This window comes from Xanthomonas sp. AM6 (assembly GCF_025665335.1).
GTDB lineage: Bacteria > Pseudomonadota > Gammaproteobacteria > Xanthomonadales > Xanthomonadaceae > Xanthomonas_A.
In genome coordinates this window covers 612,044-629,257 of the sequence record NZ_CP106869.1, presented here as the reverse complement: position 1 = coordinate 629,257, position 17,214 = coordinate 612,044, and the positions used below count along the sequence as shown (strand labels likewise).

The 17,214-nt window shown below is 72.5% G+C and carries 13 protein-coding genes; 5 read left to right on the top strand and 8 right to left on the bottom strand.

Going from position 1 to position 17,214, the window contains the following annotated elements; all coding sequences use genetic code 11:
- Window positions 1-6: 6 nt before the first annotated feature.
- Window positions 7-1,461 (bottom strand): hypothetical protein, encoded by a 1,455-nt coding sequence (locus OCJ37_RS02710; protein WP_263112179.1) that lies wholly within the window; start codon window positions 1,459-1,461, stop codon window positions 7-9.
- A gap of 464 nt (window positions 1,462-1,925) precedes the next feature.
- Here OCJ37_RS02710 and OCJ37_RS02705 point away from each other — a divergent pair, with 464 nt between their 5' ends.
- A complete protein-coding gene (locus OCJ37_RS02705) occupies window positions 1,926-4,115 on the top strand; it encodes a primosomal protein N' (RefSeq protein WP_263112178.1) in 2,190 nt (729 codons plus the stop codon).
- Between the two features lie 30 nt (window positions 4,116-4,145).
- On the opposite strand, the gene OCJ37_RS02700 is transcribed toward OCJ37_RS02705, so the two are convergent.
- The gene (locus OCJ37_RS02700) at window positions 4,146-5,816 is read right to left on the bottom strand and encodes a VanW family protein (RefSeq protein WP_263112177.1); all 1,671 of its coding nucleotides are present in this window, start codon (window positions 5,814-5,816) and stop codon (window positions 4,146-4,148) included.
- Between the two features lie 251 nt (window positions 5,817-6,067).
- Between OCJ37_RS02700 and OCJ37_RS02695 the strand changes: the two genes are divergently transcribed.
- Both OCJ37_RS02695 and OCJ37_RS02690 read left to right on the top strand, forming a co-directional pair.
- Entirely contained in the window at window positions 6,068-7,390 is a 1,323-nt protein-coding gene (locus OCJ37_RS02695) for an NAD(P)/FAD-dependent oxidoreductase (RefSeq protein ID WP_263112176.1), read from the top strand.
- A 55-nt stretch (window positions 7,391-7,445) separates the two neighbouring features.
- On the top strand, window positions 7,446-8,063 hold the full coding sequence (locus OCJ37_RS02690) for a trimeric intracellular cation channel family protein (RefSeq protein ID WP_263112175.1): 618 nt from the start codon (window positions 7,446-7,448) through the stop codon (window positions 8,061-8,063).
- A 265-nt stretch (window positions 8,064-8,328) separates the two neighbouring features.
- Here the strand turns inward: OCJ37_RS02690 and rpoH are convergent, their stop codons facing one another.
- From rpoH to rhlB, 6 genes are all read right to left on the bottom strand, one after another.
- The gene (gene rpoH / locus OCJ37_RS02685; protein WP_263112174.1) at window positions 8,329-9,207 is read right to left on the bottom strand and encodes an RNA polymerase sigma factor RpoH; all 879 of its coding nucleotides are present in this window, start codon (window positions 9,205-9,207) and stop codon (window positions 8,329-8,331) included.
- Between the two features lie 221 nt (window positions 9,208-9,428).
- A complete protein-coding gene (gene ung, locus OCJ37_RS02680; protein ID WP_263112173.1) occupies window positions 9,429-10,157 on the bottom strand; it encodes a uracil-DNA glycosylase in 729 nt (242 codons plus the stop codon).
- A gap of 26 nt (window positions 10,158-10,183) precedes the next feature.
- Entirely contained in the window at window positions 10,184-11,026 is an 843-nt protein-coding gene (locus OCJ37_RS02675; RefSeq protein ID WP_263112172.1) for a response regulator, read from the bottom strand.
- Between the two features lie 7 nt (window positions 11,027-11,033).
- Window positions 11,034-11,981 carry a permease-like cell division protein FtsX gene (gene ftsX / locus OCJ37_RS02670; protein ID WP_263112171.1) on the bottom strand — a complete coding sequence of 316 codons (948 nt, stop codon included), beginning with the start codon at window positions 11,979-11,981 and terminating at the stop codon, window positions 11,034-11,036.
- A complete protein-coding gene (ftsE, locus tag OCJ37_RS02665; RefSeq protein ID WP_263112170.1) occupies window positions 11,978-12,664 on the bottom strand; it encodes a cell division ATP-binding protein FtsE in 687 nt (228 codons plus the stop codon). The genes ftsX and ftsE overlap by 4 nt, the downstream gene beginning before the upstream one ends.
- Window positions 12,665-12,737: 73 nt before the next feature.
- Window positions 12,738-14,516 carry an ATP-dependent RNA helicase RhlB gene (gene rhlB / locus OCJ37_RS02660; RefSeq protein WP_263112169.1) on the bottom strand — a complete coding sequence of 593 codons (1,779 nt, stop codon included), beginning with the start codon at window positions 14,514-14,516 and terminating at the stop codon, window positions 12,738-12,740.
- A 201-nt stretch (window positions 14,517-14,717) separates the two neighbouring features.
- On the opposite strand from rhlB, the gene trxA reads away from it, so the two are divergent.
- Together trxA and rho are read left to right on the top strand one after the other, a co-directional pair.
- Window positions 14,718-15,059, top strand: coding sequence for a thioredoxin TrxA (gene trxA / locus OCJ37_RS02655; RefSeq protein ID WP_263112168.1), 342 nt, complete (start codon window positions 14,718-14,720; stop codon window positions 15,057-15,059).
- Window positions 15,060-15,300: 241 nt separating this feature from the next.
- The gene (rho, locus tag OCJ37_RS02650; RefSeq protein ID WP_263112167.1) at window positions 15,301-17,148 is read left to right on the top strand and encodes a transcription termination factor Rho; all 1,848 of its coding nucleotides are present in this window, start codon (window positions 15,301-15,303) and stop codon (window positions 17,146-17,148) included.
- Window positions 17,149-17,214 lie beyond the last annotated feature (66 nt).

Below are 17,214 nucleotides of genomic sequence, written 5' to 3'. Positions count from 1 at the left end.
GCGTGGCTAGCGCGTGGCGCGTTGGCGCAGCCAGGCGGCGCGGGTGTCCGCCGCTTGCGCCAGCAGGTCGCGGCGCAGGGCGGCGCGGTCCTGCGGCGGGGTGCGCTGCGACAGCAGCGCCAGGTGTTCGCGCTGCTCGGCCGGCAGCGTGCGCAGCAGGCCCAGCAGCGCCTGCCGCTGGGCGTCGGGCACATAGCCGAACAGCGGCTGCAGCGCCCAGTACTCGCTGCCCAGTTCCGGCCCCAGCAGCCAGCCGTGGCGCTCCAGCGCATCCAGCGCGGCGAACTGCGCGCGCAGCGTGTGCTGCTGCTCCACCGGCAGGCCGGCGAAGGCGTTGGCCACCTGCCGCAGGCGCGCCTGCACCGGGGCGTTCAGCGCGTCCCAGGCGGCCTGGCGTTCGCGCAGCTGCGCCGGGGTCAGCGCCGGCGGCGCGGCGACCGCCGTGGCCGCGGGCGCGGGCGCGCCGTCCGCGGGCGGCGTGGCGGCGGCCGCGGCGGCCTCCTCCGCGCTCGGGGCGCTGCGCTCGATCCGTGCCGGCGGCGCGCCGGCCGCGTACCAGGCGAAGAAGTCCAGGTCGTAGACCGCCGGTTCCGGCAGCGGCGCCGGCGGCGCGGCCGGCAGCGGCGGCGCGGTGGCGACATCGGACTCGGCCGGCAGTTCCTCGACCTGCACCGGCCCGGTGTCGCCCAGCGCCAGGCCCGAGCCCGCGCCGCCGCCCGCCGCCGTGCGCCGCGACGGCGACCGGTCCCACCACAGCGTGCCGACCAGCGCCAGGGCCACGACCACGATCACCGCTGCCGCCAGGCGTGCCCGGGTCAGGCCGCGCGCCGCCGGAGCGCGGCGGACGCGGGCCGGCGCGGCGGACGCGAGGGGTGCGGACGCGGACGCCGCCGGGGGCCCGGGCACGGTGCCGGCGATCGCCGCGTCGCGCAGCTGGGCCAGCGCCTGCAGCCGCGCCGGCGGCAGGTCGCGCAGGTGCTGCTGGGCGGCATCGGCCAACGCGCGCCAGCCGGCAGCGTCCGGGCGGCCGCCGGCATCGCGCGGACAGGCCCGCGCCAGGGCCTGCTGGTAGTCCTGGGTGGACTGGTGCAGCACCTGCGCCGCGATCGGTTCGTCCAGCCCGGCCACGATCCGCAGCAGCAGCGCCAGGCGGTCGGCCGCCTCCACCGCGCCCAGGTGCGCGAGCGGCGCCGGCCAGTCGCTGCCGGCGGCGGTGGCGGCCTGGCGCAGCGACGGCACCGCGGCGAGCAGCTTCCAGAAGCGCAGCGGCCAGTCGGCCATCGGCAGGGTCGCGGCGTGGCTGCGGAACGCGCGCATTGCCGCGGCCAGCGCCGGCGTGCCGCGTTCCACGCTGCCGCTCTGCAGCTCGGCCAGCACCGCAGCACGGCGTTCGATGCCGCGCAGGAAGGCGGCCAGGGCGGGCGCTGCGACCGCGCCGTCAGAAGGGGGCGCGGCGGTCATCGGAACTCCATCATCGGCGCGATGATAGCGAGGCCGCCGCCGCGCCGCGCGCTTGACAACGGCGCGGTGATCGGCTGCTTCAGGCGCCAGCCGGGCCGATCGCGGCGGCGGGTTGTGCACAGCGTGCCGGGAGCGCGCCCGGCGCCCCTGTCAAGTCCCCAGGGAAATCATGTTGCAGCCATGTTTCACGGCCAAGTTGTTGTTATCCATCAGGTTTATTGGATTGGCGCTTTTTTGTCCAACTTGTGGCAGAAGCTTGTGAATCCTTCTTCACGGCGTGGAGCATGCCGCTCATGCACAGCTTTATCCACAGCGCGTGTGGATAAATTCGATTCTCCAAGCGGGGCAACGATTTACGACTTGTTTATCACTTTGGCGGCAGCTATCGCGCGCAACTCGCACCACCAGCGGCCGCCACGGCGGCGGCCGCTGGACCCGGTTCCCCGGCCGCTAGACTAGTGCCGATGCCGTCCCCTGCCACCACCCTCCGCGTCGCCCTGCCGCTGCCGTTGCCGCAGCTGTTCGACTACCTGCCCCCGCCCGGCAGCGCCGCCGCCACCGGCGACGTCGGCCGCCGGCTGCGGGTACCGTTCGGCAACCGCGAGCTGAGCGGGGTGGTCGCCGGACTCGGCCAGGTCGAGGACGGCGACGGCCTGCGCGCGGCGCTGGCCTGGCTGGACCCGGTGCCGCTGCTGCACGGCGAACTGGCCGACTCGCTGCACTGGCTGGCGCGCTACAGCCACGCCCCGCTGGGCGAGGTCCTGGCGACCGCGCTGCCGGTGACCCTGCGCCGCGGCGAGGCGCTGCCCGACACCCACGCCTGGGCCTGGCGCCTGACCGAGGCCGGCGCCAGCCATCGCGCCCGCCCCGGCACCCGTCCGCACCGCTTCGCCGCCCTGCTGGCGGACGGCCCGCTGGACGAGGACCGGCTCGACCAGGCGATGGACGACTGGCGCAGCGCCGCGCGCAGCCTGGGCAAGCGCGGCTTCACCGAACGCATCGCGGTGCCGGCCAGCGCCGCGGCGCCGCAGCCGCAGCCCGGCCCCATCCCGAACGCGGAACAGCAGGCGGCGATCGACGCGGTGGTCGCCGCACCCGGCTTCGCCCCGTTCCTGCTCGACGGGGTCACCGGCAGCGGCAAGACCGAGGTCTACCTGCAGGCCATCGCCGCCTGCCTGGCGCGCGGCCGCCAGGCGCTGGTGCTGGTGCCGGAGATCGGCCTGACCCCGCAGACCCTGGCGCGGTTCCGCGCGCGCCTGGGCGTGCCGGTGCACGCGCTGCATTCCGGGCTCAACGACAACGAGCGCGCGCGGGTCTGGGCCGCGGCCTGGCGCGGCGAGGCGCGGGTGCTGGTCGGCACCCGCTCGGCGGTGTTCGTGCCGCTGCCGCAGGCCGGGCTGATCGTGGTCGACGAGGAGCACGACGGCAGCTACAAGCAGCAGGACGGGATCCGCTACCACGCCCGCGACTTCGCCCTGGTGCGCGGCAAGGCGCTGGACGTGCCGGTGCTGCTGGGCAGCGCCACGCCGTCGCTGGAAAGCCTGCACAACGCCGCCGGCGGCCGCTACGCGCACCTGCGCCTGACCCGTCGCGCCGGCGACGCGCGGCCGCCCACCGTGCGTGTGCTCGACGTGCGCAAGCGCCCGCTGCAGGACGGCCTGTCGCCGGAGGTGCTGGCCGGCATCGGCAGCGCGCTGGCCGACGGTGGCCAGGTGCTGGTGTTCAAGAACCGCCGCGGCTATGCGCCGGTGCTGCTCTGCCACGACTGCGGCTGGACCGCGCCATGCCAGCGCTGCAGCACCCCGCTGCACGCCACGCCGATGACCGTGCATGCCGGCGGCCGCCGCCTGCAATGCCACCACTGCGGCGCGCGCCAGCCGGCGCCGCTGGCCTGCCCGGACTGCGGCAGCCTGGCGCTGCAACCGCAGGGCATCGGCACCGAGCGCCTGGAAGAACGCCTGCTGCAGGCCTTCCCCGACGTGCCGGTGCTGCGCATCGACCGCGGCACCACCCAGCGCCGCGACGCGCTGGAGACGCAACTGGCCACGCTCGGCACGCAGCCGGGAATCCTGGTCGGCACGCAGATCCTGGCCAAGGGCCACGACCTGCCGCAGCTGACCCGGGTGGTGGTGGTCGGCATCGACGAAGGCCTGTTCTCGGCCGACTTCCGCGCCAGCGAGAAACTGGCGCAGCAGCTGATCCAGGTCGCCGGGCGCGCCGGCCGCGCCGCGCGCCCGGGCGAGGTCTGGCTGCAGACCCACCACCCCGGCCACCCGCTGCTGGAGACCCTGGTGCACGGCGGCTACCACGCCTTCGCCGAGGCCGAGCTGGCGCAGCGCGAGGCCGCCGGCTTCCCGCCGTTCGCGCACCTGGCGCTGCTGCGCGCCGAGGCCAAGCAGGTCGAACACGCCAATGCCTTCCTCGCGGCGGTGCGCGCGCTGCTGCCGGAGCAGGCGCAGGTGCAGCGCTTCGGGCCGATGCCGGCGCCGATGCCGCGCCGCGCCGGCTTCCAGCGCACCCAGTTGCTGCTGTCGGCGCCGACCCGGCGCGCGCTGCACGCGGTGCTGGACGCGGCGATGCCGGCGATCTACGCGCTGCCGCAGGCGCGGCGCGTGCGCTGGTCGCTGGATGTGGATCCGCAGGACCTGTACTGAGCGCGGCCGCCTGCGCGCCGGCGCCATCGCTCAACTGCGCGCGGCCAGCACCTGCAGCAGCCGCGCGCGCAGCGCGGCGCTGTCGCCGGCGTCCACGCACTGCCACGTGCCGTCGTCCGTGCCCAGGCCGCAGGCGGCGGTGGCGATCACCGGCTTGCCCAGCGCCAACGCCAGCAGCAGGCCGCGCGGCTGTTGTTCGATCCAGGCCGGCAGCACCACCACCGCGGCCGCCTGCACGCCGTCGGCCATCGTCGCGACCCGGCGCACGTCGTAGCCGCTCCAGAACCGCGGCGTCTCCTGCGCGCCGGGCGGCAACAGCAATTGCACCGGCAGGCCGCGCAATGCCTCGCGCAGTTCGAACGCGCCCTTGCGCGCCAGCGCCGAGGCCGCCAGCAGGATCTGCGCCGTACCGCCATCGCCGCTGGAAGGCGCAACCGTCGCCGACGGCGGCCGCCGCCACGCCAGCGCGATGCCGCGTCCACCCGCCAACGCCAGCAGCTCGCGATGCGGCGTGATCCAGTGCCGTGCCTGCGCCAGGGCCGCGCGCTCGGCCTCGACCAGCTGCGGGTCGGCGCGGAAATCGCGCAGCGTGGCGCTGTCGGGATGCCGCTGCGCGGCCGCGTCCAGGCGCGCCTGCAGCAGGTGCATCGGCAAGGCGGTCATGCACGCGTCCCAGCGCCGGCCCTGCAGTTCGCCGGCCAGCCACAGGCCCGGCAACAGGCTCTGCGGCACCACCAGGTCGACATCCTGCGCGCCGAGCCGGCGCTGCAGCGCGCGCAGGCGGATGCGCTGCGCGCGCTGCCGCACCTGCGGCAACGGCAGCCCGCGCCGCAGCCACCAGCGTTGCAGCAAGGCCGCATGCACCGCGGCGAGGCTGCGCCGGCGCAGCGCCAGCACCCGATCGCCCGGCTGCATGCGCCGCCGCCGGTCCTCGGCGAATTCCGGCCAGTCCTCGTCCACCAGCCAGGTGCGGCGCAGGCCGTGCGCCGCGGACGCCGGCACATGCCGATGGCACTGCTCCCGGCCGCAGCGCGTGCAGTCGTTGGTCGCGGTCGCGGCCGGCATGCGCCGCAGCGGCGACAGCGGCAGCGCCGCGGCGGCCGGCGCGCCGCCGACGATGCGCACGTGCAGGGCCTCGCCATCCAGCCACACGTCCAGGCGCCACGCCGACGCCGCGCGCAGGCGCAGGTCGACGTAGTTCCAGAACACCACCGCATCGCGATCGCGCTCGGCCAGCGAACCGGCGATCACCTGCGTATGCCGGTGCCGCTCGACGATCTCCAGGCCCTGGCGCAGCGCCGCGTCGTAGATCGCGTTGGACAGCTGGCACAGGCCGCCGCCGATCGACGGCACCAGGCAGCCTTCGCGCAGTTCGCGCCCGGCGGCGAAGCCGCGCCGGCGCGTGGCCCGGCCCAGTTGCCGCCAGAAGCTGAAAGTCGCGCCGGCCGGCACTTCGACCCCGTGCAGCAGGCGCGCGGCCAGGCGCAGGTTGTGGATCTTGCCGGCGACCAGCGACGGCGAGGTCTCCTCCGTGTCGGGCCATAGCGCGGTGACCGATTCGGAAACCGCCTGCTCGGCGATCGGCAACCCCGCGTCGCGGCGGTGCCTGCGCGGCCCGCCGCGCAGGTCGCGCAGCGCGCGGCGCAGTTGCAGCACCCGCGCCTTCGCCGCGAACAGCAGCGCGCCCAACCGCGACGGCACCGCCGCGCCGGGCACCGCGAGGGGCCGATCCGTTGCTGTCGCCCGCATTACCATGCGCCCCCCGCATCCCTGCCTGCGCCTGCCATCGCGCTACTATAGGGGCATGCAGTTCCAACCCCCAGTTCCTGCATGGTGCGTCGGCCGCCGCGAGGGCGCCGGTTGCCCGGCGCGCGCCGCGCATGCCGCCGCAGCCGTCGCTGCCGCCTCGCCGGCAGCATGCGTTTCGCCCTCCCGTCCGCTTGGAATCCCGCATGGCTGACGCCCCCGTGCCGCACCTGATCGTGGTCGGCGGCGGTTTCGCCGGGCTGTGGGCCACCCGCGCGCTGGCCAGGGCGCCGCTGCGCATCACCCTGATCGACCGCCGCAACCACCACCTGTTCCAGCCGCTGCTGTACCAGGTCGCCACCGCCGGGCTGTCCTCGCCGGACATCGCCGCGCCGCTGCGGCAGATCCTGCGCAGGCAGGACAACGTGGAAGTGCGCCTGGGCGAGGTCGTGCGTCTGGACAAGCAGGCGCGGCAGGTGCAGCTGGCCGGCGGCGAGACGCTCGACTACGACTACCTGCTGGTCGCCACCGGCGCCACCCATGCCTACTTCGGCCACGACGAATGGGCCAGGCACGCGCCCGGCCTGAAGACCCTGGACGATGCGCTGCACCTGCGCCGCCACCTGCTGCTGGCGTTCGAGCGCGCCGAGGCCGAGACCGACCCCGCCGCGCGCGCGGCCTGGCTCAGCTTCGCCATCGTCGGCGGCGGCCCGACCGGGGTGGAACTGGCCGGCACCCTGGCCGAGATCGCACGGCACACGCTCAAGCACGAATTCCGCCACATCGACCCGGCGCTGGCCAAGGTGCGGCTGATCGAAGCCGGCCCGCGGGTGCTGGCCTCGTTCCCGGAGCGGCTGTCGGCCAAGGCGCAACGGCAATTGGAAAAGCTCGGCGTGGAAGTGCTGACCGGAGTGCCGGTCGCCGACATCGACGCCAGCGGCTATCGGCTGGGCAGCACCTTCGTGCCCGCGCGCACCGTGGTGTGGGCCGCCGGCGTGGCCGCCTCGCCGCTGGCGCGGACCCTGGAGGTGCCGCTGGACCGCAGCGGCCGCGTGCAGGTGCAGCCGGACCTGAGCATCCCCGGGCATCCGGAGGTGTTCGTCGCCGGCGACCTGGCCGCCCTGCAGCAGGCCGACGGCAAGCCGGTGCCCGGGGTGGCGCCGGCGGCCAAGCAGATGGGCCGGCACGTCGCCGAAAATCTGCTGCGACGGCTGCGCGGCGAGCGCGGCGACGCGCCGTTCCGCTATGCCGACTACGGCAACCTGGCCACCATCGGGCGCATGGCCGCGATCGTGCACCTGGGCCGCCTGCAACTGTCGGGCCTGCTGGCCTGGTGGTTCTGGCTGGCCGCGCACGTGTTCTTCCTGATCGGCTTCCGCAACCGCCTGGTGGTGCTGCTCAACTGGGCCTGGGCGTACTGGAGCTACCAGCGCGCGGCGCGGATCATCCTCGGCGACGACGAACGCGATCCGGCACCACCTGCGCCGACCGCGCCGCCGCAGCCGCCGCAGCCGCCGCCGGCCGCGTGACACCCCGCGGCGCGGCTGCGATCCTAGCCGCCCCTTGCCGCTGCGCAGTGCCGTCTTGGCGACCTTCCTGTTCCTGCTCGACCTGCTCGGCACCTTCGTGTTCGCGATCAGCGGCGCCACCGTCGGCGTGCGCCACCGCCTGGACCTGTTCGGCGTGCTGGTGCTGTCGTGCGCGGCCGCGGTGTCCGGCGGCATCGCCCGCGACGTGCTGATCGGCGCCACCCCGCCGGCCGCGCTCGGCGACGCGCGCTACCTCGGCGTGGCCTGCCTGGCCGGGCTGCTGACCTTCTACAGCCACAACACGGTCGAACGCCTGCGCAACCCGGTGCAGATCTTCGACGCGCTCGGCCTGGCGCTGTTCGCGGTGTACGGCACCAGCAAGGCGCTGGCGTTCGGCCTGGGCCCGCTCAGCGCGACCCTGCTCGGCATGCTCAGCGGCATCGGCGGCGGCATCGTCCGCGACCTGCTGGTGGCGCGCACGCCGGTGGTGCTGCAGGCCGAGCTGTACGCGGTGGCCGCGCTGCTCGGCGGCGGCGTGGTCGCCGCGGCGCACGCGCTGCAGTTGCCGCAGCCATGGGGATTGGCGGTCGGCGCCACGCTGTGCTTCGGCCTGCGCTTCATGGCGATCCGCTACGGCTGGCACCTGCCGGTGGCGCGCCCGCCGGAGCCGTGAGCGCGGCGATGGCGATGGTGGCGCGCGCATCGCGATGCTCGGCGCTCCCGCTTGCTCCGAGAGAAGTGCCGCAGCTTCGCGAAGTTGGCGGCAGTCGCGGAGCGATCGCGATGCGGATCCTGGCCGGATCCGGCCGCACCACCCGACTGCGCGAACGCTGTCCGCAAGCCCGGCCGTCCCACCAACGAAAAGGCCCGGAAAACCGGGCCTTCTTGCTTCGCTGCACCTGACCGCCCGCATGAACCGCGGGCGTCGGCGGGATCGATCACGCCACGAACAGCGCCTTCATCTTCTTCAGCGCGTTCGCCTCGATCTGGCGGATGCGCTCGGCCGACACGCCGTACTCGTCGGCCAGCTCCTGCAGCGTGATCTTGCTGTCCGCGTCCAGCCAGCGGCGCTTGATGATGTCGCGCGAACGCGCATCCAGCTCGGCCAGGCCTTCGCGCAGCAGCTGCAGCTGGTTGTCCTCGCTGTCGGCGCGCTCGTAGGCCTGCGAGGGATCTTCCTCGGCGGCCATCAGGTAGGCGGCCGGCGACGGCGGCGCATGGTCGTCGTCGTCGTCGGACGGCGCGTCGAAGCCGATGTCGCGGCCGGACAGGCGCGACTCCATCTCCAGCACCTCGCGCTCGGAGACGTTCAGGTCCTTGGCGACCGCGGTCACTTCCGCCGCGTTCATCCAGCCCAGGCGGGTCTTGGACTTGCGCAGGTTGAAGAACAGCTTGCGCTGCGCCTTGGTCGTGGCGACCTTGACGATGCGCCAGTTCTTCAGGATGTACTCGTGCATCTCGGCACGGATCCAGTGCACCGCGAAGCTGACCAGGCGCACGCCCATTTCCGGGTCGAAGCGCTTGACCGCCTTCATCAGGCCGATGTTGCCTTCCTGGATCAGGTCGCCCAGCGGCAGGCCGTAGCCGTTGTAGCCGCGGGCCACGTGGACCACGAAGCGCAGGTGGGAATGGACCAGTTCGCGCGCCGCATCCAGGTCTTCCTGGTCGCGGTAGCGCACCGCCAGTTCGCGTTCCTCTTCGGACGTCAGCACCGGGATCTGGTGCACGGCGCCGATGTAGGCATCCAGCGAACCGAGCGGACTGGGGATCGGGAGGTTGTTGGCCACCAGCGCGGTGGCAGGTATGGTCTGGCTCATAGGGGCTCATCTTAGCAGTCAACTAATTGGACTGCTGGGTACAGTAAAAAGTTCCTGCGTTCCGCTGATGGAACACTCGAATCAGGAATGGGACTGTGACGGAGACCACTGGAACGCTGTGGGGAAGCAGACGTAACCGGTTACGAGCGCCAAACCTAGCATCCGGCCTGCGAAATTTCCGTACATCCGGCGAGGGTCGAACGAGGCCGTCGAACCGCGGTTCAGGCGCTGGCCGCCGCCACTTCCAGCGCCGCGCGCGGCGGCAGGCTCCAGTCGATCGGCTGGGCGCCGCGGCGGCGCAGGTAGTCGTTGGCCGCGGAGAAGTGCTTGCAGCCCAGGAACCCGCGGTGCGCCGACAGCGGCGAGGGGTGCGGCGCCTTCAGCACGCGGTGGCGGCGGGTGTCGATGACCTTGCCCTTGGCCTGCGCGTAGCTGCCCCATAGCAGGAACACCAGGCCCTCGCGCTCGCGGTTGAGGGTCTCCACGACGTGGTCGGTGAAACCCTCCCAGCCCTTGCCCTGGTGGGCGCCGGCGCGGCCCTCCTCCACGGTCAGCACCGCGTTGAGCAGCAGCACGCCGCGCTGCGCCCATGGCAGCAGGCAGCCGTGGTCGGGACGGCGGATGCCCAGGTCGTCCTCGATCTCCTTGTAGATATTCAGCAGCGACGGCGGCACCGGCACCCCGGGCAGCACCGAGAAGCACAGCCCGTGCGCCTGGCCGTAGCCGTGGTACGGGTCCTGGCCGAGGATCACCACCTCGACCCGGTCGAACGGGGTGGCCTCGAACGCGGCGAAGATCTGCCGGCCCGGCGGGAAGATGCGGGCGCCGGCCGCCTTGCGCTGGCGCAGGAACGTGGCCAGTTCGCGCATCTCCGGGCGCAGCAGCCAGTCGCCGACCTGCGCCTTCCAGGAGGGTTCCAGCTGGATCCGGGTCTCGTCTTCGCTACTCATGTCATGCAGGTTCGGCAGGTCGATGGTCAGAACGTCACGGCGTTGTCGCTGAGCTTGGCCAGGCGCAGCTGGAACAGCACCTTGGTGACCAGCAGGCGCTCCTCGATCGGCTTTTGCACCAGGTCGTTGGCGCCGGCGCGCAGCAGTTCGGACTGGTTGTGCGGGTTGCTGTCGCCGGTCATCACCAGCACCGGCATGCGCCGCTTGCCGTAGGCGAAGTCGATGCGGATGCGCTGCACCACGTCGCGGCCGTTGAGTTCGCCCTTCAGGGTGACGTCGGTCAGCACCAGGTCGATGCGACGGGTGGTGCGGCCCAGCGATTCGGCGGTGAGCAGCGCGAACGCGTCCTCGGCGGTCAGCACGTGCACCACGTGCAGTTCCTGGCGCTCGAGCATGCGCTTGGTCGCCTCGGCCACCACGCGGCTGTCCTCGACGTAGAGGATGGTGGCGCCGGCCACCGGCTGCGGCTGCACGTAGCCGCGGATGAAGGTCGCCAGCGCCTCGTGGCCCAGCGCCTTGTCGAAGTAGTCGGTGACGTATTCGGTGAAGCGGCGCTCGACCAGGTGCTGCTGGGCGTCACCGGAGACCACGATCACCGGCACGTAGGCCTGGCCGGCGGCCTCGCGCACGCTGCGCGCCAGCGCCAGGCCATCGCCGTCGGGCAGCGCCAGCGAGGTGGTGACCAGGTGCACCGGGCCGGCCGCCAGCGCCGCGCGCGCCTCGGCGATGCTGGCGCAGCCGACCACTTCCACATCCGGCAGTTCGCGGTGCAGCACGTCGGCGATCAGCTTGCGCACCAGCTTGGAGCCGTCGACCACCATCACCCGCGGGGCGTCGCTGATCAGGTGCTTGAGATCGTGCCGGGACATGCGCGCCTCAGGTGTCGGTGGGACGCGTCTGGCGCAGGAAGTGGCCGGTCACCAGCCAGGCGCCGAGCCAGCCCAGCAGCAAGGTGCCGAGCAGCACGAAGGCCGAGTGCAGGGCATCCAGGCCGTGCAGCGCGAAATGGCTGCCGTAGCTGTCGGCCAGTTCCGCCAGCGGCGGCCCCAGCGCCAGCCCGGAGGCGGCGATCAGGCCCAGCGCCATCACGCCTGCGCCGAAGCCGTACCAGGCGCCCAGGTACAGGAACGGGCGGCGGATGAAACCGTCGCTGGCGCCGAGCAGCTGCAGCACGCCGATCTCCTCGCGCCGCGACTGGATGTCCAGGCGCACGGTGTTGCCGACCACCAGCGCCGCGCCGGCGCCGAGCAGCACCGACAGCACCTGCACCAGGCGCTCGCCGAAGCGCAGCCAGCCGTCCAGGCGCTTGCGCCACAGCGCGTCGTGCTGCACCAGGTCGGCCTGCGGCAGCGCGCTCAGCGCGGCCGCCAGCTGCGCGTCGTCGGCCGCGGCCGGGGTGACGACCAGCAGCGTCGGCAGCGGGTTGTCGTCGAGCGCGTCCAGCGCCTCGCCGAGCCCGGCGCTGTCGCGCAGTTCGGCCATGCCCTGCTCGGGCGTGCGCAGCGCCACCGCGGCGACGTCGGCGCGGCCGCGCAGGGTCCCGGCCAGCGCATTGGCGGCGGCGGCATCGACCCCGGTCTTCAGGAACACGTTGATGTCGCGCGATTGCTGCACGCTGCCGGCGAAGTGCTTGAGGTTGTCCAGCGCGATCGACAGCCCCAGCGGCAACGCCAGCGCCAATGCCATCACCGCCATCGTCAGCAGCGTCGCCCACGGCTTGCGCATCGCCCGGCCGAGGCTGTAGACGATGCTGTGCAGGTGGTGGTCCCACCACACGCCCAGGCGCGAGGGCGCGGCGGCGCCGGCGGCGTTGCGGGTGCTCATTCGGCCAGGTCCTGCGGGGAGATGTCGTCGACCAGGCGGCCGTGGTCCAGGATCAGCACGCGCTTGCGCATCTGCTTGAGCAGCGCCAGGTCGTGGCTGACCACCAGCACGCTGGTGCCGCGCGCCGGCAGTTCGGCGAACAGTTGCATGATCTCGGCGGCCAGGGTCGGGTCGAGGTTGCCGGTCGGCTCGTCGGCGACCAGCAGGCGCGGTTCGCCGACCATCGCCCGGGCGATGCCGACGCGCTGCTGCTCGCCGGCCGACAGCTGCGACGGCAGCGCCTTCTCGCGATGGCCCAGGCCCATCCGCTCCAGCACCGAGCGCACCCGCTTGCCGATCTCGGCGCGGCGGGTGCCGCGCAGGATCAGCGGCAGCGCCACGTTCTCGGCGATGCTGCGGTCCATCAGCAGGCGGTGGTCCTGGTACACGGCGCCGACCTCGCGCCGGTGCAGCGGCACGCGCCGCCCGCGCACCTTGAGCAGGTTGCGCTCGCCGAACAGCACCGCGCCGCGCGAGGGGCGCTCGCTGAGGTGGATCAGCTTGAGCAAGGTGCTCTTGCCCGCCCCGGAGTGGCCGGTGACGAACAGCATCTCGCCCTCCTCCACCTGGAAGCTGACGTCCACCAGCGCCTCGTGGCCACCGGCGTACTGTTTGCTGACATTGTCGAACCGCAGGACGCTCATCCGGCGATTATGCCGGAGCGGCCCGGGTTTTCGTCCACCGTGCGCGCGCCGCGAACGGTGGAGCGTCGGTCCATCAGGAGCTGGAGACCAGCGAACGCAGCTTGCGGCCGAGGCGGGTCAGGAACGAATCGTTCGCCGCGGCGGCCGGCGCCGCGGCACGCTCGCCCTGGCGCGCGGCCCTGACCTGCACCGGCTTGGCCGGCGCGTCGCTGGTCGCGACCGCGGCAGCAGCCTCGGCGCCTTCCAGCGGACGGCCGCCACGGCGGCGCCGGCGCTTGCGCGGTGGACGTTCGCCATCGACCGCAGGTGCGCCCTCGGCGGCCGCGCGCACCGGCTTCGGCGCGGGTGCGGCGACCGGAGCCCCGACGGCCTCGGCAGCGGCAGCGACGGGCGCCGCCGCGACCGCCGCAGCCGCGGCATCGCCCTCGGCCGGACGCGGCGCGCGCGGCCGCCGCGGCTTGCCGTCGGCACCACGCGATTCGCCACGGCCGCCGGCACCGCCGCCCGGGCCGCTACGGCCAGCGCCCGGCTTGCCGCGGCTGCCGCCGCCGCGCCGCTGCTCGTCGGCCTCGCGCTGCGCGCGCGCTTCGCGGAAGATGTCGCCGATGCTCTCGTCGGCATCCGCATCGACCTCGCCCGCCTCGCCCTCGACCGCCGCGCGCGGCGTGCGCGGCAGCGCCACCAGCAGTTCGGCGGTGACCGGCTCGACCGGGATCTTCTGCTCGATGTAGGCCTCGATGTCCGGCAGGCTCATCGCGTAGCGTTCGCAGGCGAAGCTGATCGCGTCGCCTTCCTCGCCCAGCCGCGCGGTGCGGCCGATGCGGTGCACGTAGTCCTCGGCGTCGAACGGCAGGTCGTAGTTGTAGACGTACTTGACGCCATCGATGTGCAGGCCGCGCGCGGCCACGTCGGTGGCGACCAGGATCTCCAACTGGCCCTTCTGGAAGCGGTTGAGCAGGGTCTCGCGCTTCTTCTGCGGCACGTCGCCGGACAGCACGCCGACCCGGTAGCCGTTGCGCTCCAGCGAACGCGCCACGCGCTCGACGAACGCCTTGGTGTTGACGAACACCATGGTGCGCGCGCCCTCGCTGCGCGACAGCAGGCCCAGCAGCAGGGTCAGCTTCTCCTCGTCGGAGGGGAAGTAGATGCGCTGGCGCACGCGCGCGGCGGTGATGCTCTCGGTCTCGACCACGAGCTTTTCCGGCTCGTTCATGTGCTCGTAGGCCAGCTCCAGCACGCGGTGGCTGAGGGTGGCCGAGAACAGCAGCGTCTGCCGGGTGCCGCGCTCGGGCATGCGCCGCAGCAGGAAGCGGATGTCCTTGATGAAGCCCAGGTCGAACATGCGGTCGGCTTCGTCGAGCACGCAGATCTCGCAGGCGTGCAGCGACACCACTTTATGTTGCTTGACGTAGTCGATCAGCCGGCCCGGGGTGGCGATGATCACGTCCACGCCCTGCTGCAGCAGCTCGCGCTGCTTGTCGTAGTCCACGCCGCCGTAGACCAGCGCGAAGCGCAGGCCGAGGTCGGCGCCGAACTTGACCGCGTCCTTGTGGATCTGGATCGCCAGTTCGCGGGTCGGGGCCAGGATCAGCGCGCGCGGATCCTCGGGCTTGCGGTCGGCCAGCGCCGGGCGGCTGAGCAGGCGGTTCATCACCGTCACCAGGAACGCCAGGGTCTTGCCGGTACCGGTCTGGGCCTGGCCGGCCACGTCGCGGCCCGGCAGGGCCACCGGCAGGGTCAGCGCCTGGATCGGCGTACAGCGGGTGAAGCCGGCGCCTTCGAGCCCGGCCAGCAGCGCCGGTTGCAGCTCGAACGCGGAAAAAGTCACATCGGTCAGCGGTTTGTCGCTCATCATTCCATCTTCGTCAGGCCACCCCGCCCGAAGCGTAAGGTCGCGGCTTGCATCGGCCCCGGCAGCGTCGCACACTGGCGACTTCCATGCCGGGTCGCGCGACAGGGGGAATCCCTTGATTTCGCCGCGCAATGCCCCAGTTTACCGCAATGCGGCGGCCACCCGGTCCGGCTGGTCGCATTGCCCCAGGAGATACCCCAAGTGAGCGACAAGGTCCTACACGTCGGCGATGCCGATTTCGATACCGCCGTGCTGCAATCCGGCGAACCGGTCCTGGTGGACTTCTGGGCGGAATGGTGCGGCCCGTGCAAGATGATCGCCCCGGTGCTGGACGACCTGGCCGACACCTACGACGGCAAGCTCAAGGTCGCCAAGGTCAACGTCGACGAGAACCGCGCCACCGCGATCAAGTACCACGTGCGCTCGATCCCGATGCTGCTGCTGTTCAAGGACGGCCAGGTCCAGGCCACCCAGATCGGCGCGGTCGGCAAGGGCCAGCTGACCCAGATGATCGACAAGACCCTGGGCGGCGCGGCCGCCTGAGGCGCCCGCCCGCGGCCGTTCCGGATCGGAGCGGCCGCTGTCGTACCGGCCCGCGGCGCCGCCGCCGGCCGGCTGAATCGCCCGGTAACGCCCGCTTGCCGTGGTTGCGCGGCGATGATAGTGTCGGCGTATCCGGTGGCATTCGCGCACCGCACCCCCTCTGGAAGATTCTCTTCTAGACCCCTTCCCAACCCGTTTGCCCCCACGCTGGGCGCTCGCACTCATAGCGAGGAATCACCACTTGTCCGATAACACCACCACCGAACCCGGGAGCGTCGACGCCCCCGCCGAGAAGCGCGCGCGCAAGCCCCGCGTCAGCAAGGCCGTTGCCGGCGCCGAAGGCGGAGCCGAGCACGGCGCGCCGGCGCAGCCGAACCTGCCGCTGAACCCGGCGCCGGCCCAGGCCGAGGCGCCGCGCTCCGCGCCGCAGGAACGCCCCGAACGCCAGGAACGCGCCGCGCCGCAGGAACACGCGCAGGCGCAGGCCACGTCCTCGCCCCAGTCCGCTCCCGCCTCCGGCGGCGATGCCCAGGGCCAGGGCGGCGGCAACCAGAACGACGGCGGCGAAGCGCGCGAGGCGCGCGAAGGCGGCAACCCGCGCTTCAACAACCAGAATCCGCAGAACCAGAACAACCAGAACCAGAACAACCAGCAGGGCAATCGCCGCGACCGCTTCCGCAATCGCCGCGATCGCGATCGCAACGGCGGCGGCGGCGGTGGTGGTGGTGGCCGCGAGCGCTACCCCGACAACGGCCTGCCCAACGACACCGGCGCCAACGAGGTGTTCGTGCCGCGCCCGCACGCCAACGTGCCGGAAGGCTTCCCGATCTACTCGCTGAGCGACCTGAAGCGGATGCCGGCGCAGAAGCTGCTGGACATCGCCGAGCAGCTCAACATCCAGGACGGCGTGGCCCGCGCGCGCAAGCAGGACGTGATCTTCGCGCTGCTGAAGGTGCTGACCCGCCACGGCGAAGGCGTCGCCGCCGACGGCGTGCTGGAGATCCTGCCGGACGGCTTCGGCTTCCTGCGCGCGGCCGAGGCCAGCTACCTGGCCGGCCCGGACGACACCTACATCTCGCCCAGCCAGATCCGCCGCTTCAACCTGCGCACCGGCGACCACCTGTCCGGCCGCATCCGCTTCCCGAAGGACGGCGAACGCTACTTCGCGCTGTCGATCGTCGACACGATCAACGGCGAGCCGCTGGAAGCGAGCAAGAACAAGGTCCTGTTCGAGAACCTGACCGCGCTGTTCCCGCGCAAGCGCTTCACCCTGGAACGCGGCAACGGTTCGTCCGAAGACATCTCCGGGCGCATCCTCGACCTGATGGCGCCGCAGGGCAAGGGCCAGCGCGCGCTGATCGTGTCCCCGCCCAAGGCCGGCAAGACCATGCTGATGCAGCAGGTGGCCACGGCGATCACCACCAACCATCCCGACGTGCACATGATCGTGCTGCTGATCGACGAGCGGCCGGAAGAAGTGACCGAAATGCAGCGCACCGTGCGCGGCGAGGTCATCTCCTCCACCTTCGACGAGCCGGCCGCGCGCCACGTGCAGGTCGCCGAGATGGTGATCGAACGCGCCAAGCGCCTGGTCGAGCACAAGAAGGACGTGGTGATCCTGCTCGACTCGATCACCCGCCTGGCCCGCGCCTACAACAACGTGGTGCCGTCCTCCGGCAAGGTGCTCAGCGGCGGCGTCGACGCCAACGCCCTGCACCGCCCGAAGCGTTTCTTCGGCGCGGCCCGCAACGTCGAGGAAGGCGGCTCGCTGACCATCATCGCTACCGCGCTGGTGGAGACCGGCAGCAAGATGGACGAGGTGATCTACGAGGAGTTCAAGGGCACCGGCAACAGCGAAGTGCACCTGAACCGCCGCATCGCCGAGAAGCGCGTGTACCCGGCGATCGACATCAACCGTTCCGGCACCCGCCGCGAAGACCTGCTGATCGAGCCGGAGTTGCTGCAGAAGATCTGGATCCTGCGCAAGCTGCTGCATCCGATGGACGAGATCGCAGCGATGGAATTCCTGCTGGACAAGATGAAGAACACCAAGTCCAACGACGAGTTCTTCGGTTCGATGAAGCGCTGAGCCGCCGCAGCGACGAGCCGGACAAGAAAACGCCCCGCCTCCGCGGGGCGTTTTTGTTATGGACGG